The 24532-nt window shown below is 49.9% G+C and carries 24 protein-coding genes and 1 tRNA gene; 16 read left to right on the forward strand and 9 right to left on the reverse strand.

Annotation, left to right across the window (positions count from 1 at the left end):
• Positions 1-4: 4 nt before the first annotated feature.
• Positions 5-1279 (forward strand): hypothetical protein, encoded by a 1275-nt coding sequence (locus ACES2G_RS06620; protein WP_374001620.1) that lies wholly within the window; start codon positions 5-7, stop codon positions 1277-1279.
• On the opposite strand, the gene ACES2G_RS06625 is transcribed toward ACES2G_RS06620, so the two are convergent.
• From ACES2G_RS06625 to ACES2G_RS06635, 3 genes are read right to left on the reverse strand one after another with little or no spacing between them, the layout of a single operon-like run.
• Positions 1248-3308 carry a M1 family aminopeptidase gene (locus ACES2G_RS06625; RefSeq protein WP_347357609.1) on the reverse strand — a complete coding sequence of 687 codons (2061 nt, stop codon included), beginning with the start codon at positions 3306-3308 and terminating at the stop codon, positions 1248-1250. The two genes, ACES2G_RS06620 and ACES2G_RS06625, sit on opposite strands and share 32 nt — an antisense overlap.
• Positions 3309-3357: 49 nt before the next feature.
• Complete coding sequence (locus ACES2G_RS06630) at positions 3358-4080, reverse strand: pseudouridine synthase (RefSeq protein ID WP_347357610.1); 723 nt, start codon at positions 4078-4080, stop codon at positions 3358-3360.
• A gap of 12 nt (positions 4081-4092) precedes the next feature.
• On the reverse strand, positions 4093-4713 hold the full coding sequence (locus ACES2G_RS06635) for a murein L,D-transpeptidase catalytic domain family protein (protein WP_374001621.1): 621 nt from the start codon (positions 4711-4713) through the stop codon (positions 4093-4095).
• Positions 4714-4811: 98 nt separating this feature from the next.
• Between ACES2G_RS06635 and ACES2G_RS06640 the strand changes: the two genes are divergently transcribed.
• From ACES2G_RS06640 to ACES2G_RS06650, 3 genes are all read left to right on the forward strand, one after another.
• Complete coding sequence (locus ACES2G_RS06640) at positions 4812-5378, forward strand: DsbA family protein (RefSeq protein ID WP_374001622.1); 567 nt, start codon at positions 4812-4814, stop codon at positions 5376-5378.
• A gap of 112 nt (positions 5379-5490) precedes the next feature.
• Positions 5491-6246 carry a type 1 glutamine amidotransferase domain-containing protein gene (locus ACES2G_RS06645; RefSeq protein WP_347357613.1) on the forward strand — a complete coding sequence of 252 codons (756 nt, stop codon included), beginning with the start codon at positions 5491-5493 and terminating at the stop codon, positions 6244-6246.
• Positions 6243-7199 carry a sigma-54 dependent transcriptional regulator gene (locus tag ACES2G_RS06650; protein WP_347357614.1) on the forward strand — a complete coding sequence of 319 codons (957 nt, stop codon included), beginning with the start codon at positions 6243-6245 and terminating at the stop codon, positions 7197-7199. The genes ACES2G_RS06645 and ACES2G_RS06650 overlap by 4 nt, the downstream gene beginning before the upstream one ends.
• On the opposite strand, the gene ACES2G_RS06655 is transcribed toward ACES2G_RS06650, so the two are convergent.
• Complete coding sequence (locus tag ACES2G_RS06655) at positions 7193-7759, reverse strand: hypothetical protein (RefSeq protein WP_347357615.1); 567 nt, start codon at positions 7757-7759, stop codon at positions 7193-7195. The genes ACES2G_RS06650 and ACES2G_RS06655 overlap by 7 nt on opposite strands.
• A 102-nt stretch (positions 7760-7861) precedes the next feature.
• Positions 7862-8092: a YqjD family protein gene (locus tag ACES2G_RS06660; RefSeq protein ID WP_374001623.1), complete on the reverse strand. Its 231-nt coding sequence runs from the start codon at positions 8090-8092 to the stop codon at positions 7862-7864.
• 173 nt (positions 8093-8265) lie between these two features.
• On the opposite strand from ACES2G_RS06660, the gene ACES2G_RS06665 reads away from it, so the two are divergent.
• The gene (locus ACES2G_RS06665) at positions 8266-9255 is read left to right on the forward strand and encodes a Ppx/GppA phosphatase family protein (protein ID WP_374001624.1); all 990 of its coding nucleotides are present in this window, start codon (positions 8266-8268) and stop codon (positions 9253-9255) included.
• Here ACES2G_RS06665 and ACES2G_RS06670 read toward each other — a convergent pair.
• Positions 9239-10366 carry a hypothetical protein gene (locus tag ACES2G_RS06670; protein WP_347357618.1) on the reverse strand — a complete coding sequence of 376 codons (1128 nt, stop codon included), beginning with the start codon at positions 10364-10366 and terminating at the stop codon, positions 9239-9241. The genes ACES2G_RS06665 and ACES2G_RS06670 overlap by 17 nt on opposite strands.
• Before the next feature lie 163 nt (positions 10367-10529).
• Between ACES2G_RS06670 and ACES2G_RS06675 the strand changes: the two genes are divergently transcribed.
• Positions 10530-10988, forward strand: a complete 459-nt coding sequence (locus ACES2G_RS06675; RefSeq protein WP_347357619.1) for a host attachment protein — start codon at positions 10530-10532, stop codon at positions 10986-10988.
• Between the two features lie 19 nt (positions 10989-11007).
• On the opposite strand, the gene ACES2G_RS06680 is transcribed toward ACES2G_RS06675, so the two are convergent.
• Entirely contained in the window at positions 11008-12774 is a 1767-nt protein-coding gene (locus ACES2G_RS06680) for an ABC transporter ATP-binding protein (protein WP_347357620.1), read from the reverse strand.
• Between the two features lie 288 nt (positions 12775-13062).
• Here ACES2G_RS06680 and ACES2G_RS06685 point away from each other — a divergent pair, with 288 nt between their 5' ends.
• A complete protein-coding gene (locus ACES2G_RS06685) occupies positions 13063-13206 on the forward strand; it encodes a hypothetical protein (protein ID WP_347357621.1) in 144 nt (47 codons plus the stop codon).
• Positions 13207-13214: 8 nt separating this feature from the next.
• Positions 13215-14021 (forward strand): helix-turn-helix domain-containing protein, encoded by an 807-nt coding sequence (locus ACES2G_RS06690; protein WP_374001625.1) that lies wholly within the window; start codon positions 13215-13217, stop codon positions 14019-14021.
• An 87-nt stretch (positions 14022-14108) separates the two neighbouring features.
• Here ACES2G_RS06690 and ACES2G_RS06695 read toward each other — a convergent pair.
• A tRNA-Leu gene (locus ACES2G_RS06695) sits at positions 14109-14190 on the reverse strand.
• A gap of 141 nt (positions 14191-14331) precedes the next feature.
• A complete protein-coding gene (locus tag ACES2G_RS06700; protein WP_347357623.1) occupies positions 14332-15237 on the reverse strand; it encodes a trypsin-like serine protease in 906 nt (301 codons plus the stop codon).
• Between the two features lie 278 nt (positions 15238-15515).
• Between ACES2G_RS06700 and ACES2G_RS06705 the strand changes: the two genes are divergently transcribed.
• From ACES2G_RS06705 to truB, 8 genes are all read left to right on the forward strand, one after another.
• Positions 15516-16709 (forward strand): hypothetical protein, encoded by a 1194-nt coding sequence (locus tag ACES2G_RS06705; RefSeq protein ID WP_374001626.1) that lies wholly within the window; start codon positions 15516-15518, stop codon positions 16707-16709.
• A gap of 154 nt (positions 16710-16863) precedes the next feature.
• Positions 16864-17547 carry a hypothetical protein gene (locus ACES2G_RS06710; protein WP_347359576.1) on the forward strand — a complete coding sequence of 228 codons (684 nt, stop codon included), beginning with the start codon at positions 16864-16866 and terminating at the stop codon, positions 17545-17547.
• Positions 17548-17549: 2 nt separating this feature from the next.
• Complete coding sequence (locus ACES2G_RS06715; protein ID WP_347359577.1) at positions 17550-17987, forward strand: GNAT family N-acetyltransferase; 438 nt, start codon at positions 17550-17552, stop codon at positions 17985-17987.
• A gap of 237 nt (positions 17988-18224) precedes the next feature.
• Entirely contained in the window at positions 18225-18749 is a 525-nt protein-coding gene (gene rimP, locus ACES2G_RS06720; RefSeq protein WP_374001627.1) for a ribosome maturation factor RimP, read from the forward strand.
• 15 nt (positions 18750-18764) lie between these two features.
• Positions 18765-20162 (forward strand): transcription termination factor NusA, encoded by a 1398-nt coding sequence (nusA, locus tag ACES2G_RS06725; RefSeq protein ID WP_347359579.1) that lies wholly within the window; start codon positions 18765-18767, stop codon positions 20160-20162.
• Between the two features lie 35 nt (positions 20163-20197).
• A complete protein-coding gene (infB, locus tag ACES2G_RS06730) occupies positions 20198-23107 on the forward strand; it encodes a translation initiation factor IF-2 (protein ID WP_374001628.1) in 2910 nt (969 codons plus the stop codon).
• Positions 23107-23511 carry a 30S ribosome-binding factor RbfA gene (gene rbfA, locus ACES2G_RS06735; protein WP_374001629.1) on the forward strand — a complete coding sequence of 135 codons (405 nt, stop codon included), beginning with the start codon at positions 23107-23109 and terminating at the stop codon, positions 23509-23511. The genes infB and rbfA overlap by 1 nt, the downstream gene beginning before the upstream one ends.
• Entirely contained in the window at positions 23501-24427 is a 927-nt protein-coding gene (truB, locus tag ACES2G_RS06740; RefSeq protein ID WP_374001630.1) for a tRNA pseudouridine(55) synthase TruB, read from the forward strand. The genes rbfA and truB overlap by 11 nt, the downstream gene beginning before the upstream one ends.
• Positions 24428-24532: the final 105 nt, after the last annotated feature.

Consider the following 24532-nt stretch of genomic DNA (forward strand, 5'->3'; position numbering starts at 1 on the left):
TGATATGGCATTGCACCTTATGCATCTTGATGATCTCAACTTTGATGGTGAACCAGCGGGTTCATGCGCGTCGCGCTGTCCTTCGGTGACCGACGACTTTAAAATACGCACGGAAATGTTTTCGGCCACGGCAAGTCTGTTGAAGAAAATCCGCAAGTTGGAAAAAGACCATGCTGATTTTTTACGCTGGGATCAGCTTCTTTATGAGGACTGGTACAATCTGACCTTCCGCAAAGAGCGTCTGGCTGGCGAGCAGCTGGAACGACGGTATCGAACTCTTACCACCTTTCATCTTCATCTCAAACACGTCGCAGAGACCTCCAATGTCAGTCTGGCGCGGGCCTATGTGCTGCTCAAGGAAGAAGAACACCAATATCAGGCCGGGGATGAAGACTGGAAGTTCGTGATAGAAAACTTGCGTCACCAGCGTTTGAAGTGGGCAGCCAAAGATCCGGCTCCAGAGAGCGAGAAACGAATAGAACATTTTGTGACAGAAAGCCTGTTTCCTTCCGCTGAGTTGGCGGGTAGTACGGCAGGTGGACTGGGGTCGTTAAATCGCCAGGCGCGTTCTGTATATCACTACTTCGGTGAAGCCGGGGATGAAGTCATGAACCGGCACTTTGCTGATCCCACAGTGGGCTATGAGCTTTTTAAAGAAGTGTTTCAGATCGCCATGAAGTGCGGGGACTGGAAGCTGTTGGCTCGTATCTGGAAAAACACCAGCTTGCCTTATCAGCAAAAGTTGTTAAAGCCCATGCCATCACATCTGAAGGATTTTTTGCATCAGATGATCGGCAGTGTTCTGCAGGAAGGAACTCCTTCCTCAGAAATTGCTGAACAGGACCTGATTCTGCGTTCGACCTATCGAAAACTGGCGCGACTGCTGCATCCGGATATGCAGGCAGAGTCGTCAGTGATCTTTCAGGAGTGGTCTCTTAAAATGTGGCAGAAAGTGCAGACGTGCTACAAGGCCCGGGACCATCAAGGGATACGGCGGCTGGAGCTTATTTGCATGGCCGAACTGGGAAATCTTAGCGACCTGACACTGGACGAGATTTACGAAAGCTCTCTGGTATTTGCGGAAGAACTGGAAGCTTTGAAAAAGAACCTGCGCTCGTATCGCAAGCATCCGGCATGGAGGTTTTCTTCACGCCGAGGATACGAAGCTTTGACGATGAGAATCAGCCGGGAGCTGAAAAAGCGCTTCGGCCCTTTGGAGGCCGAAGTCAAAGCGATGGAAGATCTGCTTAAAGAGGTTTCTGCAGGGGAGACGCTTTAACCGGCCAGGTGCTTTTCAGCACAACCGGGCGTCCTTTGAAGATCAAAACTCCAAAAGTTCCATAGTGAGTCAGGCGTCCGGCCCATTCGGCGGGATTGTTGTCGGCACTCCAGCGAACCCACACCACAGTTTGTTGGGGGCGTTGTTTAAGACGAGCCACAAAAACGGAGCTGACTTCATTCAAGTTGAAAACCTGTCCGTCCACAGTCAGAGTTTTGTCGGTGACGGCGAATTTTTGCTCTGCCAATTCCTGCTTCATGAAGTTCACAAAGCCAGCCTGATCCCCAATGAAAACTACAGCACCTTTTTCGGGAACTGTAATGCCCTGATTTAAATCATGATAGATATCTTTCCCGTCTGTTTTGCTGGCCCAGGCGTCAGCAAATTTGCGGGCATTGCCGTCCGTGGAATCAAAATAATAGTGAAGCTCACTGCTTCCCAAGATGGACGACAGGGTGGCAGGGCGTTCTTCGCTGTAAAGATGACGGAAGATTCTGAAATCGGGATCAATGGAAATCTTCACCGGGCGCGAGTGGGAAGTGAAGGAATAGATCTGATTTTTTTCCGTCAAGCGTGCGATTTGACGGACTTCAGCTCCGGACTCCAGCGTCCACACCACCGGAATATTCAAATCATAAGGAAGCTCTTGGGTCTGGCTCAGCATATAAGTGGCCGTGGTTGAACCGTCATACCACTTCATCAGCTTTACATCGCTCAGCTCCAGTTGGGGAGCCCCAGTTCGATCCAACCATTGACTGAAGAAGGATTCCAGATTTTGATTGGCGACCTTTTCGAAACTTTTTTGAATTTCCAGGAAAGAAGCTTTTTTGAAAAGATTCTGAGCATAGAAGTCCTGCAGGGCTTTGATGAAAATCTCTTTGCCCAGTCGGAACTCAAGCATATGGAAAAGCATCATCGATTTGCCGTAACCCACAGCCTGAGAGCTGGAATTGTGGCGACCCCGGAACTGGCGCAGCGGGAAGTCTTTTTCCGGCTGGCTGGCAACAAAGTCAGCATAGTTGATCAGGGAGCTCAGTCGATACCCACGATCATTGCCACTTTTTTCCTGCTGCCAATAGTCTGACATGTAAGTTGTCAGGCCCTCGCACCAGTTGCCCTTTTCATAATCCACATAAACGCTGTTGCCCCACCAGTTATGCAAAACCTCATGCGGCAGGGACGAGTTCAGAATAAATGGCAAGCGCAGCACGGTGGGCCCCAGCAGTGTGAAGCCAGGCATTCCGTATCCGGTTTCCCAGAAATTTTCCACTACAGTGAAAGTCGAATAAGGATAAGGGCCAATCAGTTGGCTGTAGTGCTGAATATAGTCCGGAACCAGAGCCAGGAAGCTTTGGGCCAAGGCGGGCTCATCCTTGCGCAGCAGGACCTGAACCTTTTTCCCAGAGGCGGTATCCAGTTGATAGCTCTTAAAGGGGCCGGCCACCAGATAGATTTCCTCTTGCGGGTAGATCTCGACAAAACGCGTGATACGGTTGTTGCCCTGATACGCGGTACTGGTGATCTGTCCTTGAATCAAAGACATCCAGTCCGCAGGTGTCTGAACTGTGATATCAAAGTTTTTCTGTGTATCTAGAAAGAACGGATACCAGTAGGTGCTTCCGAACAGAGTCGCGCCTTCCGGAGAGATCAAACCGTTACTGTTGTCATTCACCACGGGGTCAAAGATCACACCGAAATAGCTGAGTGAAACCTTGTTGTCGCTATTGCCCAGAGTCAGGCCATATTCAGCATAAGGTTCTTTCAGGGTCGCGGGATGAAGAAGTGCAATGGAATCATCCGCACTGGTGACCGTGATCTGCAGATCCTTATGCAAAAGGAAGCTCAGCTTGCGTGGGGAATCCTTCGGGAACGTCAAAGTATCCTGAGCTTTGATCATTTTCAAACCCGGAGAGAGTTCGACATTCATTTTGTGATGAAGAGTCTGACCATGGGATTGCATGGAGACGAGAAGAATGAATAGAAGACCAATGACGATCATCAGTTTGTTAAGAGCCTGCGCTCGAGTCATGATTTACCTCGGAAACGGGGTCTGTTTCTACGCCCGTCCACCGAGGAGGTCAAAGGGATTTCAGTTTGTCTGTCAGGGGCTGCTCAGGATCAAAGAGAAATTGAATTTTCTTCCATTTTTCACAAGGGGGAGCCTCGATAGAGACTTTTTCGCCACTCCAGGGGTGGGTGAACTCCAGGCGCAGGGCTTTCAAGCAAAGCCCCTCAACACCCAATTCATTACGGAAAAAGCGGTTATGGTGTGAATCCCCATGCACGGCATCCCCTAAAAGAGGATGAGAGATGCGGTTAAAATGGCGGCGGATCTGGTGATAGCGTCCCGTGTGTGGCGTGACTTCCACCCACGAGTAACGGGCGGTGGGAAACTTTTTACCGACGGCGACCGGGAATTCGACTGTTGCCAGGCGTTTAAAGCTGGAATGGGCGTCCACGAGGTCCCCCGTGGAATCAAGCTCCAAGGGGATCTGGATATCGCCGTCTTCCTTCACATAACCACGGACCACGGCTTGATAGGTTTTATGGGTGGCGCGCTCTGTGAACAGTTTGCAGAGCTTTCCGGCGGCAGGTGAAGACAGGGCGAAAAGCAGCACGCCGCTGGTACCGGCATCCAGACGGTGCACAGGGTACACGTGCTGCTTCATCATGCGACGAGCATGGTACAGACAGATTTTATCCCGGGAAACACGATGTTCTGGGTTTTCGTGAGGATGTACGTGAAAGCCGCTGGGTTTATTGACGGCAATAAAAAATTCGTCCTTGTACAATAGCTCCACGAAAACTCTTTCCTAGGGTTGCCCCGCCCAGATGTAATAAACGCTGCCACCCTTAAGCTGGCTGACAACGGTATTGATATATTTTTGTTCGACAGCCGGGCAGCCTTGGCTGCGCCCCAGTGGTTTATACTGAGGATCGACGTACCAGGCGCCGTGCACCACAATGGCGCGATTCATGGCCTGGTCGTTGGTTTTTTCCAAACCAATCAGACGCATCGAGCGACCATGCTTACCACTGTATTCAGCACCGGTCACGTACATCCCGATCGAAGACATGTTAGACCCTTCGACATTGGAAAATTTTTTCGCGTAACCTGTGTGAGATGGATCTGAGCCTTTGCCGTGGGCTGTCAGATAGCGGGTGACGACTCCGGTTTTCATATCCACAACATACATGCGCTTGTTGCTGGAGCTTTGTGTGAAGTCAATCACCGTCAGATAGTTTTTGTTGGCGATTTTTGACAAATAGACGTCATAGTAGCGCAGGGCTTTTTCCAAAGCGGGTGTGGGGATTTCTTTTTTCGGGTCAACATAGTCGTATTTGCTCAAATCCACATCTGCAGGGCGAAGATCTGCAAACGCCGGGGCAATAAAGAACAAGCTGGCTAACAAAGCAAGGATGCAATTGCGCATAAGTTTTCTCCATGGAAGTTCGTTCTTCTCCATCGGAGTTTCGACTTGCAGACTTGACCTGTTGAGGGAGTCATCTAGACTTAAGCAGGAGGTTTTGCATGAAACATCGGGCTGTTCTATTCAGTGATTTCAACTGCCCCTTCTGTTACGCCCTGGAAGAAAGGCTGGTGGCCCTGCATTTGTCTGCTTCTGTAGATTGGAAAGGGGTGCAGCATGACCCGGGACTGCCGGAGCCTCGCCAGATCGCAAACTTTGCTGTGAGCCGGGCCTTGGAGCGCGAAGTGGTACACGTCAAAGAGCTGGCGCCCGAGGTTGATATCGCGTTCCCCGTCGGTAAACCCAACACCCGAAGAGCTTTGGAGTATTCAATCGCAGCAGCAAGAAAAGATGCGATGCTGGGGCTCGTCTATCGCCACACTGTCGCACGCGAGATGTGGGTGAATGGTGAAGATATTTCTGATGAAGTGCTGCTGTCGAAGATAGCACATCAACTGGGGTTGACCGATTTGAACGTCAGCGAGGCTGACCGAGCCAAAGCTCAGCAATGGCAGAGCGAATGGGAGCAGGTTGGCACGGGAGCTGTCCCAACATTGGCGCGTGATGATGGAAGAGTTCTGGCGGGCCTTGCCAGCACTGCGGATTTACAGAAGTTTTTTACTGAGTAAGAAATAGGGTTTTTCGTCCAGCTCGATCTGCTGTTGATTTGCAGTCGGTGCGGGGGATTCTGGAGTTCCTCTCTGCTCTCAGAGAGGATAAAGCCAGTGAAGGAGAGCCGCCATGAAGAGCCATAAAGTTCTTTTTGTTCTGACCAGTACAGAACAACTTGGAGACACCGGTCATCGTACCGGCGCTTATCTTGCTGAGATCACACATCCCTATGACGAGTTTATCCGGGCAGGCTATGAAGTGGATTCCATCAGTCCTCGTGGCGGCAAAGTGCCTTTGGATGGCGTGAAGATGGATGATCCTTTGAATGCCACGTGGATGAATGACGAAGAGTTCTTAAGCAAAATTGAAAGTACTCTGTTGCCCTGGCAGGTGAATGCCAAAGATTATTGTGCCATCTATTTCGCCGGTGGGCACGGAACTATGTTTGATTTCCCCGAGAACCTGCAACTGCAAAAGCTCACACAGGAGATCTTTGAAAATAATGGAGTGGTCGGGGCTGTCTGTCACGGATCGGCGGCGTTGGTGAATGTGCGCCTTTCTGACGGAAGCTATCTGGTGAAAGGCCATGAGGTGTCTTGTTTTACCAACGACGAGGAAGAAACCGTGGGCATGGAAAAAGCCGTACCGTTTTTATTGCAAACCCGATTGCAGGAAAGAGGAGCCCACCACACCTCATCGCCGAAATTTGCAGGCCACGTGGTTAAAAGCGGACGTCTGGTGACGGGGCAGAATCCCGCATCCGCCGCAGGAGTGGGCAAGGCCATGGTGGAAGTTCTGGAGTTTATCGAAGAAGGTCGCATCGTGCCGGAGCAGAACTGGTGCGAGTGGCATGAACCGCATGGGGAAGTGCGAGGTTCGTTGTGAATATAGCCGGTCATATTATTGGAAAAAGTCCACGCTTCATGGACGTGCTGGAGATGGCTCGTCGTGTGGCGGCAAGTTCAGCCAATGTTCTGATTACAGGTGAAAGTGGTACGGGGAAGGAAGTTATTGCGCGCTTGATTCATGATCTCAGCGCCCGTCAGAAGAAAACTTTTGTGCCGATAAACTGTTCGGCCATTCCGGAACCTCTTTTGGAATCCGAGCTGTTCGGATATGCCCGTGGTGCATTCACCGGTGCGCACAGTTCCCGTCAGGGACTTTTTGAAGAGGCGGACGGCGGAACTTTGTTCCTGGATGAAATCGGAGACCTGGCTTTGCATCTGCAGGCGAAGCTTCTACGGGTGTTGCAGGAAAAGAAAGTCAAAAGGGTTGGTGAAAATCATTACCGTCCTTTGAACTTGCGTATTGTCTCGGCAACGCACAGTGATCTGGAAGAAAATGTGGTGGAACGGCGATTCCGTGAGGATCTCTATTTTCGCTTGAAGGTGGTGTCCATCAGGATGCCGCCACTGCGGGAACGGGCTGAGGATATTCTGCCGTTGGCGCACCATTTTTTGGATAAGTTTTTACAGCGTTATCAGATGCCCGCAAAGCATTGGGGTCGGGAAGTGGATGAGTTTTTGGTCTCACGTCCCTGGAGCGGTAATGTGCGCGAGTTGGAAAACAGTATCGAACGCGCCGTTGTTTTGAGCCCCGGACCCGAGATATCCCTTAAAATATTTTTGGAAGATATCCACGATAAAGATGAAAGTCTGGAGCCCATCTTTGAAAGACTTTTTCAGGCTCAAGGAAGATTCTTGTCTTTAGAGGAATTGAATCAGGCTTATATTTCTTTCGTACTAAAAACCAATCGGGGAGCCCGTGAAAAGAGCTCCCGTGATTTGGGGATTGATCGCAAGACCTTGTATCGCAAACTGCACAGCTCACTTCAATGATAGCTTGTGGGGCTTTCACTGGCCGTTTCAGGATCGGGCCATGAGCTTTGTTGTGAGCGTGATGAATCCGTCGGCGGTGGCGGGGAGCTGGTGCGATGTTCGCGTTTGAACTCGCGTTCTTTGACGAAGTCCATTACCAAGGCGGCCAGAGCTTGTTCTAAAGAGCCCACGGGGTGTTCCTGTTGGCGGCGATGTTCTTCGGCGCGAATCTCCTGGCGGTTGCGGGCAGCCCGTACTCCTGGCCAAGCCATAAAATATACATACCCCAATCCCCCCAGTGCCAGCAGAACCAGAACACCACTGGTGATCAGTGTGGAATTCCAAACGATGATGCCAGCGCGATCATATTGTCTTGTGGATTCCAACAAAAACATAAAGAAGCCACCACAGATAAAGGCAATGGCGCCAAGACCGGCCATGCTCAAAAAAACCGCTGTTCGGCTGCGGATGGTGATTACATCATAAATTTCCAGTGCAGTTTCCTTGAGGCTTCTTCGTGGTTTGTCGGGCTTTTGTCCAAAGCCAAGGACAAAAGGAAGGATAAAGCTGAGCCATTTCATAGCATTCTCCTGGTGTGCATTTCCTAGTGCGGTTGCAAAGGCGGTGCTCAGGGATTGGATGCACTGTCTTTGCAACCGGTCTGTTATTGTTGTTAAATGACTTTAGTGTTTGCGATTGATCAGAGCCCCGGCCACGAAGCCAATGGCGGCCGCGCCCAAAATCGTGTAGAACGGATGGGCCTTTACAAACTCTTCAGAGGCATCCACGCCCTCTCTCACTTTGGATTCGACGGCGTGATAGCGGTCGCTCCAGGCGCTTCTTTCCAGACTGTGCGCTACATTTTCCTTGATATCGCCCATTTTCTTTCTGATTTCACCGGTTGTGGTTTCCATGTGTCTTCTCCTTTGTCATGGATGGATCGGTTTCGTACCCATAGCATCTTCAGAAGCATCATTGGTGCCAGGCTCGGCTGAAAACAGAAGCCTGTACACAGACTTTCAGAGGCAATTGGCCCCCAGGTGACAGGAAACTTGCCCCAAAACAGGTCTTCCGTTAGCATGACGGCATGAAAAAGATCTTTGTCCTGATTTCACTCTCATCTGCAACTGTTTGGGCTCAGCCTTGCTTGGAAAATCGCGCGGCCTTGGACCTTGGCTCAGGAACGACCAAGGCCTATGTGGCGACGGTGGATACTTGTGAAAAGAAAATTGTGAAGGTTATTTTTGAAGACCGTCTGCCTTTGGCATTTAACGAAGCGTTGGAAAAGTCAGCCGATGGAACTTTGTCAGAAAAGGTGATTCAGGAAGCCACGCCGCAGATTCAGGCGCTGCTCGGAAAAGTAAAGACCTATGAGGTGAAGCGCATAACGGCTGTGGCAACATCCGTCTTCCGTGTTGCTAAGAACGGAAGGGCTGTGGCGCAGGGCCTTGCCAAGGATTTGCAGATCCCGGTGGAGGTGATTTCTCAAGAGCAGGAAGCTGAGCTGGGCTATTGGTCGGCCCTGGCTCAGAAGAATATTTCTGACACCCGAAATCTGATTGTCTGGGATATTGGCGGAGGTTCGATGCAGATGTATTCCCGCGAAAAGGGAAAAGTGCATATCTATGAAGGTGACCTGGCATCTGTGACTTTCAAAAACAGAATTTTACAAGTGTTGCAGTTTAAGGATCCTAAAAATCATTCTTCGCCAAATCCGATTGGTCTGCAAAGGGAAGCCTCTTTGCAGTTGGCAAAAAATCATGCGTATTTGAATGTGCCTGCGTACTTTAAGAAAATGGCACCAAGTGCTCGCTGGGTGGGTGTAGGTGGGGTAATTTCCATGTCGGTGCAGCGTCAGGTTAATAAAGCTGCTTCCGAGTTCACACAAAGTGATTTGAACGAAGCCTTGAAGCAGCGTGTTTGGTTGAAAGACGCAGAGATCGACAGTGATTACCGCATTTCTGATATTTCAAATATGGCTTTGGTTTTGGGTTATATGCAAGCATTGAAAATTGACAAGATAGAGACAGCCCAAGCCTCTTTGGGGCAAGGGCTGATCTTTAAGAATTTAAGATAGCTGCGGCAGGGGATGAGCTGGGCATGTCGGCGCGTCCCAAAACGACCACTTCGCCACCGTGGCGAATCACTTCGCAGGCTATATCGTCCAGAACGTCATCATCTTTGGCGGTTGTTTGCTTTTCGTGAAAGGTGATGTGACCGCTTCTTCTGTTGAGTTCTCCCCAGACTTCACTGTTGTTTTGTAAAAACAAAGTTCGTACTTTGCCAATCATGGCGGCGCGGCTGATTTTCACCAGATCGTCGATGACTTTCTTTTGGCGACTCATGTCTTCAAGCTCATGAGCCGACACATTTTTTTGCTGAGAGTTTTCCTTTTGCAGATAGAGCTGGGCCTGATGGATCAGTCCCTCGGTGCGATAGCTGTTGCGTGAAGGCTCCCTTTTGAACAAAACAGGGTTGGGATGGTTGGTGATCTCTTTGTAGGCGTGAAACATATTTTCACTGGTAAATACTAACAAAGGGATCTCTTTGTATCCGTGCTCTTTGCCGATCTTGGCTTCAATCCAGCGCAGGAATAACTTTAAACCTTTCTTCTTACACTGGGTGTCCTCTGTCCCCCGGCCTCGCAGGTGGCTTTTTAAATGGGGAATTTGCGAAGTCTCGCTTTCATCCAGATGTTTCCAATGGATGCTGTTGCTATGTTGGCCTTGATGGAACAAGAAAGTATGAATTTCCGTTCCGGTTCCACCATTGCAATGAAGTAGAATTGCTTCGGCTGGCGACAAGGTCAGGATGTGACAACTGCTTTCCCCCTGCAGATCCTGCAGTAAAGGACGCAAGTGGAAGGTTTCCGCCACCACGACTTTAGAGGGCAGGAGGTGTCCGGCCAGATAGAAGCCTGCCCAGTGTCTGTTCACAAAGATGGCCATCCCAAAATCAGAGCGCTGCAAATGTTCGGCGGGATTAAAGTTATAAAGCGGAGCTAAAACGCGCTCCTTTTCTCCGTTGCGACGATCCAGTGACAATAGATGAGCGGCCCTGCGAACCAGAGTTTCATACTCCAGCTGCAAAGTCTTGTCGGGCATACCTGGGATATAGATGGAAATACAAGGTCCCTCGGTGACGGAGGTGAGCTTGAGCAAATCATTGTGAGTGAGTTTTTCGAGCATGAGGATCTCCGGGATAGGATAGATGAAGTCAGTTTTTATCTTCGGTCCTTTTTGAAGGCAGTTCAAAGTGTCTTGTGGCAGTCCAGTGTAAGGGGTCATGTTGTTGGGAATGTCACTATGTCGCTATAGTAGAAGGAGAACCCTTCGCAGAGAGAGGAATATCATGAAAACTTGGATTGTTGTGGTCAACCGATGTGAGGCGAAGATTTTTATCAGTGATCGCCGCGGCAACAACGGTGAGGTGCAATTCGTTGAAAAGTTGGAAAATCCCCGGGGGCGCCTGAAGTCTATCGATATTAATGCGGACCGACCTGGCTTTGTTAACAGCTCCAGCATTCATGGCGGACAACTTGTAAAAAAACAGTCCCCAACGGATCGGGTGTCAGAAATGTTTGCCAAAAAGGTGGCGGCCCATCTGGAAGAAAAACGGCAACAGAATGTCTTTGAAGAGCTGGTTCTGATTGCTCCGCCGCAGTTTTTGGGGAAAGTTCGTCAGAATTTCTCTCGGGAGTTGCGCGAGTGCATCGTGAAAGAAATCCCCAAAGATCTTGCTCAGACGGCAACGAGTTTTGAATTGAAAGAAAGAATCTGGCCGGAAAGGGAGGTCCGCATCGAACTCTGAGTCTGATTCGTGGATGCACCTAAAGAGGTGCATTCCACAATTGGAAGTAAAGTTTTCGTTCCTGCAAAAGCTGCTGATGGGTGCCGTTTTCGACCACTTGCCCTTGGGCGACAACATAGATGTTGTCAGCTTGAGTCACTGTTGACAGACGGTGAGCGATCACAATCGTCGTGCGCCCTTTGGTGGCTTCAGCCAAAGAGGCCTGAATCACCGCCTCGGTTTCGTTGTCCACCGCTGAAGTGGCTTCATCCAAAATCAGTATCGGTGGATTCTTCAGGATCACTCGTGCAATGGAAAGGCGTTGGCGTTGACCGCCGGACAGTTTTTGGCCGCGTTCGCCGATCAGGGTGTCCAGTCCTTGCGGAAGTTTTTCAATAAACTCCATCGCATGGGCTTTGCGGGCGGCTTCAATAACCTGATCACGTGTGGCCACAGGATTTCCATAGGCGATATTCTCAAAAATAGTTCCTTGGAACAGGAAGACGTCCTGGCTGACCAAGCCGATATGACTGCGCAGATCTTGAGGATCGCAATCCTGTATGGACTGTCCTCCGCAAAGAATGCTTCCTCCGGAGGCTTTATAGAAGCCCAGAAGTAATTTGGTGATCGTGCTTTTTCCAGAACCAGTCGGTCCCACAATAGCCACCGTCTTACCGGCAGGCACGGTGATGTTGACGTTCTTCAGAATCGGGAGACCGTTGCTATAGGCAAACGACAGATCCTTAAATTCAATTCCGTGAGAGTGATCAAATTGCTTTTTCTCTTTAGGAAGTTCTAGGTGGATCGGGGTTTTGATCAAATCCAGAACACGGTCGGCAGAAGCCATCGCGCGCTCGAACAGATCCACGGTGTCAGCCAACCCCGTCAGGGGCCACAGCAGACGCTGGGTCAGGAAGACCAGAACGCCATAAAATCCGACGTTCAGTTCGCCATTGAGAGCCATCTGTCCACCCATAATGAAGGTTGCAATAAAGCCCATCAAAACCGCCATACGAATCAACGGATTGAAAGCGGAAGACACTTTGATAGCCTCTTTATTGGCCTCCAGATAGCTGGAGCTGTCGCGCGCCACTTTGCGAGCTTCAATCAGCTCCGAAGTGAAGCTGCGGATGGTGGCCATACCCGCGATATTGTTCGCCAGGCGGGAGCCGATGTTCCCGGCCTTTTCGCGCACATCCAGATACAACGGCGCTGCTCGTTTTTGGAAGTAGAAAGCTCCCCACAAAATAATGGGAATAGGCAGAATCGCAAACACCGCGATATTCGGAGCCATGGCAAAGAAAACTGCCCCGATGAGAAGAACGGCGGTAAAGACCTGAATCAAACTGTTCATTCCCACATTCAGGAAGCGTTCCAGCTGGTTGATGTCGTCATTCAAAATGGAAACCAAGCCCCCAGTGCTGCGATCTTCAAAGAAGGACATGTCCAGCTTTTGCAGATGCTCATAGGCCTCGGTGCGGAACTCGTGCTGTAAGGACTGAGCAAGGCCGCGCCATTTTAAAAGCAGCAGATATTCAAACAAAGACTCAAACATCCAGATCAGCAAAGTCAGCACGGATAACAGCAGCAGTTGATGCCACGGGGATTCAAAGCCAAAGCGCGCCAAGAAGGATTTTTCCTGATTGGCGACCACGTCGATGGCGATACCGATCAGAATTTCCGGGGCAATATCAAAGGCTTTATTCAGGAACGAAAACAAGCTGCCAAGATAGAAGTCCCGACGGTGTTTTTTTGTATAAGCGAAAAGACGAGAAAATGACTGAAATGAACTTTTAGAATGCGCCATAAGGCACTGGTTTACACCGTTGCCTAGCGGGCGTCCATAGATATGTCGGGATCCAATCCCAAATGAAAGGGCATTGCAGTTGGCTCTTTTGATAGATGCGGTGAAGTCCTGAAGGCTTAGAGGGGCTTTGAATTATTTGATACTTTATTCAATAAACTACACCTAAATTAGATAATAGGATCAAAATATGATACCTTTATTTTGGCAATTGAGCAGGAGGGCGGAGCAGGGCATCTTCAAAAAACAAGCAGAACACAATTCCGTGATCTTCTTATAAGGGAGCAAAAAATGAAATCTTTGCTGAAAGCCGCCAGCCTGATGATTCATCAAATTTTCAATGGTTCCGTGTCTTGCCAACAAACCTCCCATCGACTGCATGTTTTTGGTGCGGGCTTGCTGATTGTGACAGAGTACAACGATTCAATGAAATAGGAGAGCCGATGTCGGATTTTAAGTCTCAACAGATTAAAAATGTCCTGAAGGATCTTTTGAAGAAAAAGAAGATGACCTACGAGGATGTGGCCGAAGAGTTTCAGTGTTCGGTGCCCACAGTTAAAAGAATTCTGGGGCCGGAAGAACTCAGTCTCAGTCGCTTGTTGCAGTTTTGTGAGCTGCTGGATGTGACGTTAAGTGAGGTCGAGGTGCTTATAAACTCGGAAGCCAAAGAACGCGAGGAATTCACCGAGGCGCAGCAGTTGTTTCTGGCTAAGAACCGAAGCTTCCTGTCGTACCTGATCTCGCTCTACAATATGAGTCCGTCAGAAATAGCGGCAAAACACAAACTGACACAAAGAAGCACGGACAAATATTTGATCGGCCTGGAAAAGCTGGAGCTGATTCGTGTCACGGGCAAACAACGGGTGAAGCCTCGCTATAAGCAGTTGCCATCCTTGGGGCATGGCGTGTTGGCAAAGGCCTATTATGAGAACTTCATGAAGTGCGGGACGCAGTTCTTTATTCAGAATATTGGTGATTCTTTGTATGCCCAGTCACAGTCTCAGGACACAACCAAAAGAGGCTTTGCTTTAAACTCTTTTAAGGTGACGCCAGAATCCTATAAAGCCTACGTCGAAGAAAATCTGAAAGCCCAGGCTGCCTTCCTGAGGCTGGCAGGCTATGAAGAGAAATCCCAGCCGCCCGGAAAACTGATGACAGCAGTCTTTATCGAAGCCTGGACTTTGGTTGAAAATGACAACAAGAACTTGGAGCTTCTGAGTAAAAGCTTCTCGGAAGTGACCAATCTGTGATGGAGAGTGGGGTGAACCCCAGAAACGAAAAAAGGCCATCCGAAGATGACCTTTGCCTGTTCCAACCTTCTGAAGAAAGAGAAGAGTTGGTGCGGGTGGAGGGACTTGAACCCCCATGCTTTCGCGGAAGATTTTGAATCTTCTGTGTCTACCATTTCACCACACCCGCAGGAGGAGTCTTTTGTAATAAGTTTGCTGCCAAGACTCAAGAGATTTCTTTTAAAAAAATAAAGAAAGGCCTAAAAAGGCCCCTCTTTATGGATATTTGCTTAATTTTTCAGCTAATAGACCCAATGAAAGGGTCTTTGCACTAGTAGCCGCGGTCCAATTTGGCGGACTGCTCACGAATCCAATCTAAATTTTCGCGAACATCGACATAGATCGCGACCCCGTGGCAAACCCGGGCGTCGCTGTCTTTCATCGCCTTGTGGTCCACGCCCATGGAGGTGATGCCAAGTAAAGTCAGGCCGTCTTTTGTTTTTGCATAAAGGGCTCCTCCGGAGTCCCCACTGCAAACCCCGGTGCGAGGCTGTTCAACAATGATGGTTTTATCCACACTTACGGTACGGTTGGCGCGGGCCAGGAAGAAACTTTTGCCGAGAATGTTAGAGGCCGAGGATTTCGTGAAACGCAAAGTTCCAGAGTCGCCTGCTTTTTCTGCGGTGGTTCCGTAGCCGCTCATAACCAGCGTGTCGGAAGGGGCGGTGCTGAATCCTGCAGAAGGCAGGCTGCGGATTTTATAGCCTTCGGGGATACTGCCTTTGAATTTCAGAATTGCGATATCATTAGTGGCGTCGTAGATGGAGTTGGAATGACTGTAGTCCTTGTTTACGGCCTTATCAATCACGGCACGAAGTGTTCTTTTCGGCGCAGAGCCCACGCATCCCACATTGTTTGTGAAGGCGATCGCAGTGACTCGGGCGGAAGGGGGCGCGCAGTGGGCGGCCGTCAGGACTTTATCTGTGTCTATCAATGTGCCGGTGCAAATGCTGACATCTTTATTATTGTCGATATTAAGAATCAAAACCGTGGAAGAACTAAGTTCGTTTCCGGAACCCAGAACCTGGCCCCCGACAATACCATAGGAATTTCCCGTGATTTCACAGTTGGAAGGTTCCACGTTCGCAGTCAGATTTTCACCGGAATCAGAAGAGCTGCACGCAGCCAGAACACAAAGAGAAATAACAGCAACAGAAGAGCGTAACAACGGGCGCATCAGAGAGATCTCCTTATATATAAGGTGAAGTTTTACCAAATTCATCCACAGTCGGGGGCATTATGATCCCGGTTTGCAAGAATTTCAGAAAGCGTACTGGAAGTTGTCACAAATCCCGTCACAGGCTGAATGCAGGCTTTTCAGGGGGGTGACGAAGAGCGCCGGGATATCAAGGACTTAGGCGGGAGGGCCGATTTTTGGCCGGGTTGGCATCAGGCTTGCTCTATGCGACCAGTGACTAAAAGGTTTTTATATAACCAGAACTACGAGGAGACCCTATGAAGAAGTATTTCTATATACTTGCGGCCTTGAGCATCGCGCCGACATTTGCTCTGGCTCAGAGTATTGAAAGCGATGTCGATGCTGAGCTTGATCAAATGTATTCAAGCCAACAAGCCCCTGCAGCTCAGGCAGGTATTGCCAACACAGCGCCGGTCAGTGGCCAGCCGATTTATATTTTGAATCAGGCAACACCGACTTCGAATGCGCAGTTGCAGCAACAGCAAATTCAAAAACAGCCGACTACTATTATTGAGGCGTCTCCGCTGACGGAGTCCCGCGCGGAACAAATCCGTCGTGCTCGTCAGGATGCAGAAATGCAAACTGAACAAAAAATCGTAGAGAAGCTTGAAACTTCCCGTATGGAAGATGAAAAGAAAAGAGCTTCTGTATTGTTCGGTGATAAGTTCAATCAGATGAACGAACAACAACAGGTTCCGCAAGTGCAACAGCAGCAGGTGGTTCAGCCTGTGTATGCACAGCCTGTTCAGGTTCAGCAGGTTGAAGAGCCTAAAGAAAACACACGCGACATCATCCGCGAAGAGCTGGCTGCTGCCATGAAGGTGGAAGAAGAAGCGGCGATTGCTCCAATCGAAACCAAGTATGTTGCCGGTGTTCTGGGTGTGGGTGACTATCCAGATGTTAGCAATGTGAAAGGGAACTACGCTTTGGGTGTGGCTTTCGGTAACAAATACGACAACTTCGTGATCGAAGGTACGTTCTTGTACTCCAACTATTCTGTTGAGGGTCAGGGCTACTACACTGGTGGTGGTTACGGTTACAACTATCCGTACAACAATACAGGTGGTTACTGGATTCCAGACAATATCGACGTGAATCAGTATTCCGGTCAGTTGGCAGCTAAGGTTCAGCTCTTTAACGGTATCATCAGACCAGTTATCGGTGGTTTGGTGTCTTACTCTTATAGATCTTTCTCTTGGTCCAACGACAACGTTTATGGATATAAGAACGACACAACTGCAAACTCTCACGCCATTGACGTGGGTACTGTTGTCGGTGCGGATCTTGAGTTCAGTCCGAAGTACTCTTTGGGCTTGGATTTCCGTTACATGTGGAATCTTTCCAGCCGTGTGAACGCTAAAAACACGTTTATGTCTGGACCTCAGTACAGTAATCCAATCGAAAAACTGCAGTATTACGTAATGTCTATTGTCGGACGCGTAAACTTCTAATCTAATAGATCTAAGTTAATTATTAATTCCTCAGTGGTTTCAACCCCTGCCTCGAAAAAGGTGGGGGTTGTTTTTTTGTGCGCCCCGCGCAGGATGTCGCAGCGTCGGCAGACGCGGAGACTGGACTTCGTCGGCTACGCCGAGGAGGCTGGAGGTGCGGCAGCACCGCAAGCTGGACTTCGTCCGCTTCCTTCGGCATAGTCTTTCTATGCGCTTCGTGTTTTCACTGCTTATATTTATGGCAACTTCGGCTTCGGCGGCGACTCTGGTGACAGAGACGGTTGGGCAGGTGTCGGACTATGTGGTGACCAGCCGTGAGGTTCAGATTTCTATGGCCATCGGGCATATCCTGTCTGGCGAAAAAGGCAAGACGGCTTTGTCGGAACTGCGCCCGGGTCAGGCCGAGTTCACTTCGGCGGTGACTCAGGTGCTTTTGGAGCTGGTGGTGGCGTTGGAGGCAGAGAACTTCAATGTGGCTGCGGTGCCTGACAATGAGGTGCAGGATGCGCTGGTAAAAATCGACCGTGCGGTGGCGGGGAAGGCTTATTGGGCCCAGATCGAACCCACGGCTGCCGAAGTGAAGAAGTTTACGACTCGCAAGTTGGCTGCCAAAAGTTTTTTGAAGTTTAAAACCAACTCCATGGCGGGGATTATCACCGATCAGGAAGCTCAGGTTTATTACGAAAACAATCGTGCGAAGTTCGGCAGTTCTCCTTTTGAGGGATTCAAGGAAAACATCAAAACTTTTCTGGCTCAGCAGCAGTTGGAAGAGCGCATCCGTTCATGGTTTGAAGTTATCAAGCGCAAATACAAAGTGCGCAACTTCGTGGCGGAATAACTATGCATATTGAAGTCCTTAAAGGACCCCATAAACCAGCCATGAGGGCCTTGGTGGAGGCTATTCACCAGGAGCAGGGGATGTTGCCGCAGTTTTACTGGCCCAATGATCTTTTGGGGGCTGAAATGGCGACGGCCGAGGCCTTGGGGATTTTTGAGGGCGAGGCTCTGGCAGGGTTCGTGCTTTATCGCGAAGTTCCGGATGTGTGGGAGATCTCCTTGGTGGCAACGCACCCTCAGTTTCGGCGACTGGGTTATATGGGAGCGCTGCTTGCCCATATGATTGCTGCAAAGGGTCAGGGGCGGGCGATTTGGCTGGAAGTGCATGAAGAGAACGTCTCAGCGCAAAAACTTTATGAAAAGCTCGGATTTAGAGAGGTTCGGAGGCGGCCTCGGTATTATAAGGACGGGGCAACTGCTATTTTGTACTCGGCTTCTTGAGGTCGGGCGACCCGCAAGGCCGAGGTCGAGATAAACCCTTGCACTCTCTCGATTTTATTGTTAATTTAAATCCGTTCAATGGGCCCCGCAGGCCCATTTTTTTTTGTACCGGCCCCGCCCGGGCAGTTCCCACAAAGTCGAACCCAACACGTACGACGAGGTAGCTGAAGCAGGTTCTTAGGGGCTTGTGAAGGCTTTTTGTATTGCCCTCGTGGGTAATATTTAGGATTGAGAGAAATGTCACAGTCTCCTGCTTGGATGGCAAAGATAGAAAAGATCGCCAGCGACGTGGCAACCGCGCAAGGTTGTTTGCTTTATGATATCGAATTCGTTGGCTTGGGCAAGGGCAGGACTCTGCGTTTGTTTATTGATAAGAATGAAGAGGGTGCCATCAGCATTGATGATTGCACCAATGTTTCCAGAGGTTTGAGCGAAATTCTGGATGCAGATGAAGAGTTGATTCCCGGTGGGGAGTACAGTCTGGAAGTTTCGACTCCAGGTCTGGACCGTCACTTGAAACAACCTTGGCATTTCCAGAAAGCAGTCGGCAAAAAGGTTTACATCAAAACCTTGAAAGCTCTGGAATCCGTGGGTGTGGAGGATAAGAAGTGGAAGAATGCCAAGACTGTTGAAGAAGTTTTGGAATCCGCAGACGATCAGGGCGTTCGTTTCGTTGTGAAGGATGTTGAAATCAAGATCCCGTACACAATGATCGACAGAGCAAAATTGGTTTTTGAATTTACTAAAGGTCAGAAAAAGTAACGAGAGAGGAAAATCATGGCTGAAAATGTGTTTTCAGATCTTTCCAAAGTGATTGATCAAGTCGGAAAAGACAAAGGTATCGATAAGCAAGTTGTTATCGACGCAATCACTCAGGGTATGTTGGTAGCTGCCCGTAAAAAATACGGCACTTATCGCGAGATCGAAGCTGCCTACAACGAAGACACCGGCGAAGTTGAACTGTTTGAGTTCAAAGAGGTTGTTCCTCGTGAAAAATACATTGATGAAGAAGTAGAGATTCCTTTGGACGAAGCTCAAAAGCTGGATCCAAATGTTCAGATTGATGACTCCGTTGGTATCAAGTTGGAAGCTTCTGATTTGGGTCGTATTGCAGCTCAAACAGCAAAACAAATCATCATGCAGAAAGTGCGTGATGCTGAACGCAATATCATCTTCAACGAATTTGAAGAGCGAAAAGGCGAGATCGCTTCCGGTATCGCTCGTCGCGTAGAAAAAGGCGCGATCGTTGTCGATTTGGGCCGTACTGAAGCGTACATCCCACCTCGTGAACAAATCCCAGGCGAACAATACAAGCCAGGCGATCGTATTCAAGGTTACCTTTCTGAAGTTCGTCAGACGACACGTGGACCGCAAATCATCATGTCTCGCGCTGATGAACGTTATTTGATGAAACTTTTCGAAATGGAAGTTCCAGAAATCTACGACGGTGTTGTTGAGATCATGGCAGCGGCTCGTGAGCCAGGCCAACGCGCGAAAATCGCGGTTCGTTCTAAAGACAACTCCGTTGATCCAGTCGGCGCTTGCGTGGGTATGAAGGGCTCCCGAGTTCAGAATATCGTTCAGGAACTTCGTGGCGAGAAAATCGATATCGTTCCTTGGGACGAAGATATCACTCGTTTTGCGTGCAACGCTTTGGCTCCTGCGGAAATCTCTCGCGTGTTCCTGGATGATGCCAACCGCGAAATGGAAATCGTTGTTCCAGACTCTCAATTGTCTTTGGCGATCGGTAAACGTGGTCAAAACGTGCGTCTGGCAGCGAAACTGACGACTTGGAAACTGGATATCATTTCTGAATCTTCAGCGGCTTCCCGTACTGCGGAATCCATCTTCAATTTGATGTTGATCCCGGGCATGAGCGAAACCATGGCTCAGAACATCTTCCAGTCTGGCTTCGGTTCATTCCAGGCTGTGGCGACGGCGGCTGTTGACGAGTTGATGACAATTCCTGGCTATGACGATCCAGACAAGGCTGAAAAGCTTTCCAACGAAGCCAAGGGCCTGGTTGCTAAATATGAATCCGAAGGTATCCCTGTTCCGACAGCGCCTTCTGTTTCTAAGGATAAGCAATCCAATGTGTCTGCAAAAGAGCAGGCAGACCTTCTGTTGAAACAAGAGTTGAAAAAACTCGATCAACAAGAAGCGGAAGAAGAATAATTTTTTTGGATAGAGAACAACTACAGGGAGACTGAGTGAGTAATCCAAAGGTTTTTGAATTTGCAAAAGAGATCGGGATGACCCCGCTGGCCCTCATGGATAAAATCCGCGAGTGGCATTTGCCTGTGAAAAGTCACATGGCGGAGCTAGAACCAGAAGTTCTTGAGCAAATTAAAATTAAACTCAGCGGTGGTGAAAAATCCTCCGATGAGCCGAAACCCAAAAAGACAGCTGCTCGTAAAGCGGCTCCGAAAAAAGCAGTAGCGCCACCTGCAGAAGCAGAGGCCTCTGCGGCCGCAAAAGCCCCTGTGATTCGCAGAAAGAAAGATGAAGCTCCGGTTGAGGCTCCAAAGGCTAAGATCGTCGCGAAGCCTGAAGCGGAAACAGAAGATGCGGCTTCCAAAACCACACGTGTCGTGGTGAAGAAGCCTGCTGCGAAAGTGGAAGCTGAAGAAGTTGAGGCAGCACCGGAAGTGGCTGCAGAACCCGTTGTTGAGAAAGCCCCTGTCAAAGAGGCGGCTCCAACTCCGGTTGAAAAAGTGGAACCAGTGGTGGCGAAAGAAACGCCGGCACCGGCTCCTGTGGCCCCTGTAGCAGCGGAGCCTGCGGCAGCCCCACAAGCTCGTAAGAAAGAGGTTGTTGTGGGCACCAGCGGTGTTTCCAGTTCTGCCACGCCGGCATCGGCACCAAAAAGAAATATTATCGGACGCATGGATCTGTCCCGCGTTCAGTCACAAGCCCCTCAGCGCCCTCAAGGGGAGCGCACAGGTGGATTCCAGCCTCGCGGGCCGGGTGGCGAACAGCGTGGAGCCAGCGCATCCTTCACAGGTCAGCGTCCTGGCGGTTTCAACCGTCCAGCAGGCGGTGCTCCGACTCGCAATATCCGTACAGGATTTGTAGCGCAGAATCAGCCTCCTGAACCGATCGTGGATCAGGGTGGTGATCGTGGCCGTGATTTCGATAAACGTAAGAGATTCGGTGCTCCGGCCGCACCAGCGACGGGCGCAGGTCCGGGCGCAGCGGGTGGCCGTGGAGGCGAAAAAGAGGAAGTAGTCGTATCATTCAACGCGGTGGAATTCCGTAAGCGTGAAATGGTCTTCCAGCCTAAAAAGAAAAAAGGCATGTTGGATCGCGACTCTATGAAGACTCAGATCACGACACCTTCCGCGCACAAACGCGTGGTGAAGGTGAATAACACGATGAAGTTGAGCGACCTTGCCATGGAAATGGGTCTGAAGGCGCCTCAATTGGTTCGTGAGCTGATGAAGCAAGGTGTGATGGCCAACATGAACATGGATCTGGACTTTGAGACGATCGCCTTGATCGTTCCGGAGTTCGGTTGGGAAGCACAAAACGTATTTAAAACGGCGGACGAAGTTGCTGAACAAACGGCATTCGGTGATCTGGATGCGGCTCCAGTGACTCGTCCACCAGTAGTGACAGTCATGGGTCACGTCGACCACGGTAAAACATCCCTTTTGGATGCGATTCGCAATGCGGACGTAGCTAAAGGCGAGGCCGGCGGTATCACGCAGCACATTGGTGCCTATAGCGTGAAAATCGACGATGGCAGCTTGATCACCTTCCTGGATACTCCGGGCCACGAAGCCTTTACGGCGATGCGTGCTCGTGGTGCCAATGCGACTGATATCGCGATCATCGTGGTGGCGGCGGATGATGGTATGATGCCTCAAACTCAAGAGGCGATTAACCACGCTAAAGCAGCGGGTGTACCTATCATCGTGGCTGTGAATAAGATTGATAAACCAGCTGCGAATCCGGAGCGAATCAAGCAACAGTTGACTGAGCTTGAAATCGTTCCTGAGGAGTGGGGTGGTTCCACGATCTTCTGCGAAGTTTCTGCGTTGAAGAGAACAGGTGTTAAAGAATTGCTTGAGCAGGTTAAGCTGGTTGCCGAAGTTGCGGAATTGAAAGCCAATCCTAAACGTTCTGGTACCGGTCTTGTGATCGAAGCAAAAATGGAAAAAGGCAAAGGCCCTGTGGCGACTTTGCTGGTTAAAGACGGTACGGTTGAAGTGGGTCAGTACATCGTTGCTGGTACCATGAAAGGCCGCGTTCGTTCTTTGACCAACGACCGTGGTGAGCGTGTTCAGTCTGCGGGTCCTGGTATCCCTGTTGAGGTGCTGGGTCTTGAGGCGGTTCCTGCTGCCGGTGACAAGTTCGATATCGTGAAAGACGAAGTCACGGCCACCAAGGTTTCTGAATTGAGAAAAGAACAGGCTGAAAAAGCAGCAGCGACTCCAGCGACTAAATTGTCTCTGGATGAAGTGTTTGCGAAAGTTAAAGCCGGTGACGTGAAAGAACTTGCGATCGTGTTGAAAGCCGATGTGCATGGTTCTTTGGAAGCGATCAACGGAATGCTTGCCAAGCTGTCCACTCCGGAAGTTAAAGCTCGTGTCATCCACTCTGCAGTGGGTGGTATTAACGAAGGTGATATCGTTCTTGCCAACACGGCAAAAGGTATCGTGCTGGGCTTCAACGTACGTCCGGATCTGGGCGCACAGGCGAAAGCAAAACAGATGGGCGTGGATGTTCGTACGTACTCTATCGTGTACGAGCTGATCGACCAGATGAAGGCTGCTATGGGCGGTCTGTTGTCTCCGGATATCATCGAGGAAGTCCTGGGGCGTGCAGAAGTGCGTAACGTGTTCACTGTTCCTAAAGTTGGTACGATTGCAGGTTGCTTCGTTCTTGACGGTAAAGTTCAGCGTAACGCGAGCATCCGTTTGCTGCGTGAAAATAAAATTGTTTATGAAGGCAAAATTGCCTCCCTTAAACGCTTCAAAGACGACGCCAAAGAAGTGGCAGCCGGCTATGAGTGCGGTATCGGTATCGAGAACTACAACGACGTTAAAGTGGGCGACCAGATGGAAGCCTTCGTTAAAAAAGAAGTGGCTCGCGATCTAGATAGCGGAGCACACTAATGAAGAACATGGGTGATGGGCGCCGTGTAGCCCGCGTCGAGCGTGAAATTCAAGCGACCATTGCTCAGTTTCTGATCCGTGGATTTAAAGTGCCGTTGCCAGGTCTTGTGACTGTGGCATCGGTGAAAATGCCTGCGGATCTTCGTGCTGCCAAAGTTTATATCAGTGTTCTTGGAGACGAAAAACAGCAGGATGAAGCGCTGGATCTTCTTCAGGAACGTGCTTTCGAAATTCAGAACTATATCGGTAAAGAGCTGAAAATGCGCTATTGCCCGAGGTTGACGTTCTATCTGGATCACGCCACCGAGCAGGTGCTGAAGGTTGAAAAGATCCTTCACGAACTTGAGCTTGAGCGCAAAGCCAAAAATCCTGGCGAAAGTTCCGACGAATCCGATGACGAATAATAATCAATTTAATGGTCTTCTGCTGGTGGATAAACCTTCGGGAATCTCCAGCCACGACGTTGTTTCACGTCTGCGCCGTATTTTAGGTACGCGCGCGGTGGGGCATTCTGGCACTCTGGATCCGATGGCCTCGGGTCTGATGGCTTGTCTGATCAATGAAGGCACCAAGCTCAGCCAATACATTCTGGAAGGGGACAAGGGGTACCGTCTGCGCGCTCAGTTCGGCGTTCGCACGGACACTTTGGACACCACGGGCGAGATTTTAGAACAAAAACCCACCGGTCATTTGACCCGGGAGCTGATTCTGGCCGAAGCCGCCAAGCTTCAGGGTGAGATGGATGTCGAAGTGCCTATTTATTCAGCGATTAAAGTTCAGGGCAAAAAGCTTTATGAATACGCCCGCGGTGAGCAGGAAGTGGCCGTTCCCAGGAAGCTGATGAAGTTCTGGGATATTGTCCCTGTCGAAGTAGGCCCGGATTGGGCTGAATTTGATATCAAATGCAGCAAAGGCAGTTATATCCGTACCTGGATCGATCTTTTAGGCAAAGCCCTGGGCTGTGGAGCCGCGATGAGTGGACTGCGCAGGACATGGTCGGCCCCGTATTTAATTCAGCAGGCGCAGACTCTGGAGCAGATTGAAGGGGTCGTCAAAGCAGGAGCTTTGGGGGCCGCTTTTGTTCCGATGGAGCTGGCTTTGCCTCAAGTCAAACGTATTCGAATTAAAGGCCAGGATAAGGTCCTTTTGGGCAATGGACAGATCAGTCATGATTTGCGCTCTCAATTGATTTCGGCCTTCAATCCGGACGTGGACCAATACATTCAGGTTCTGGCCCAAGACGGGGGGCACCTGCTGGCTATTATCGGCCTTGAGCCGGGTCGGGGTTTCGTTCTTCGCAGGGTCTTTAAATACTCTTGACCCCTCTAGGGGTTGGGTTTAAACAATAACTTCAAATCTCTCTGGTTCGACAGCCATGACGGCCAAGGGGGAGATGGTAACTAAAAACGGGATAAAATCCCGAGC

The sequence above is a fragment of the Bdellovibrio bacteriovorus genome (genome assembly GCF_041888015.1).
GTDB lineage: Bacteria > Bdellovibrionota > Bdellovibrionia > Bdellovibrionales > Bdellovibrionaceae > Bdellovibrio.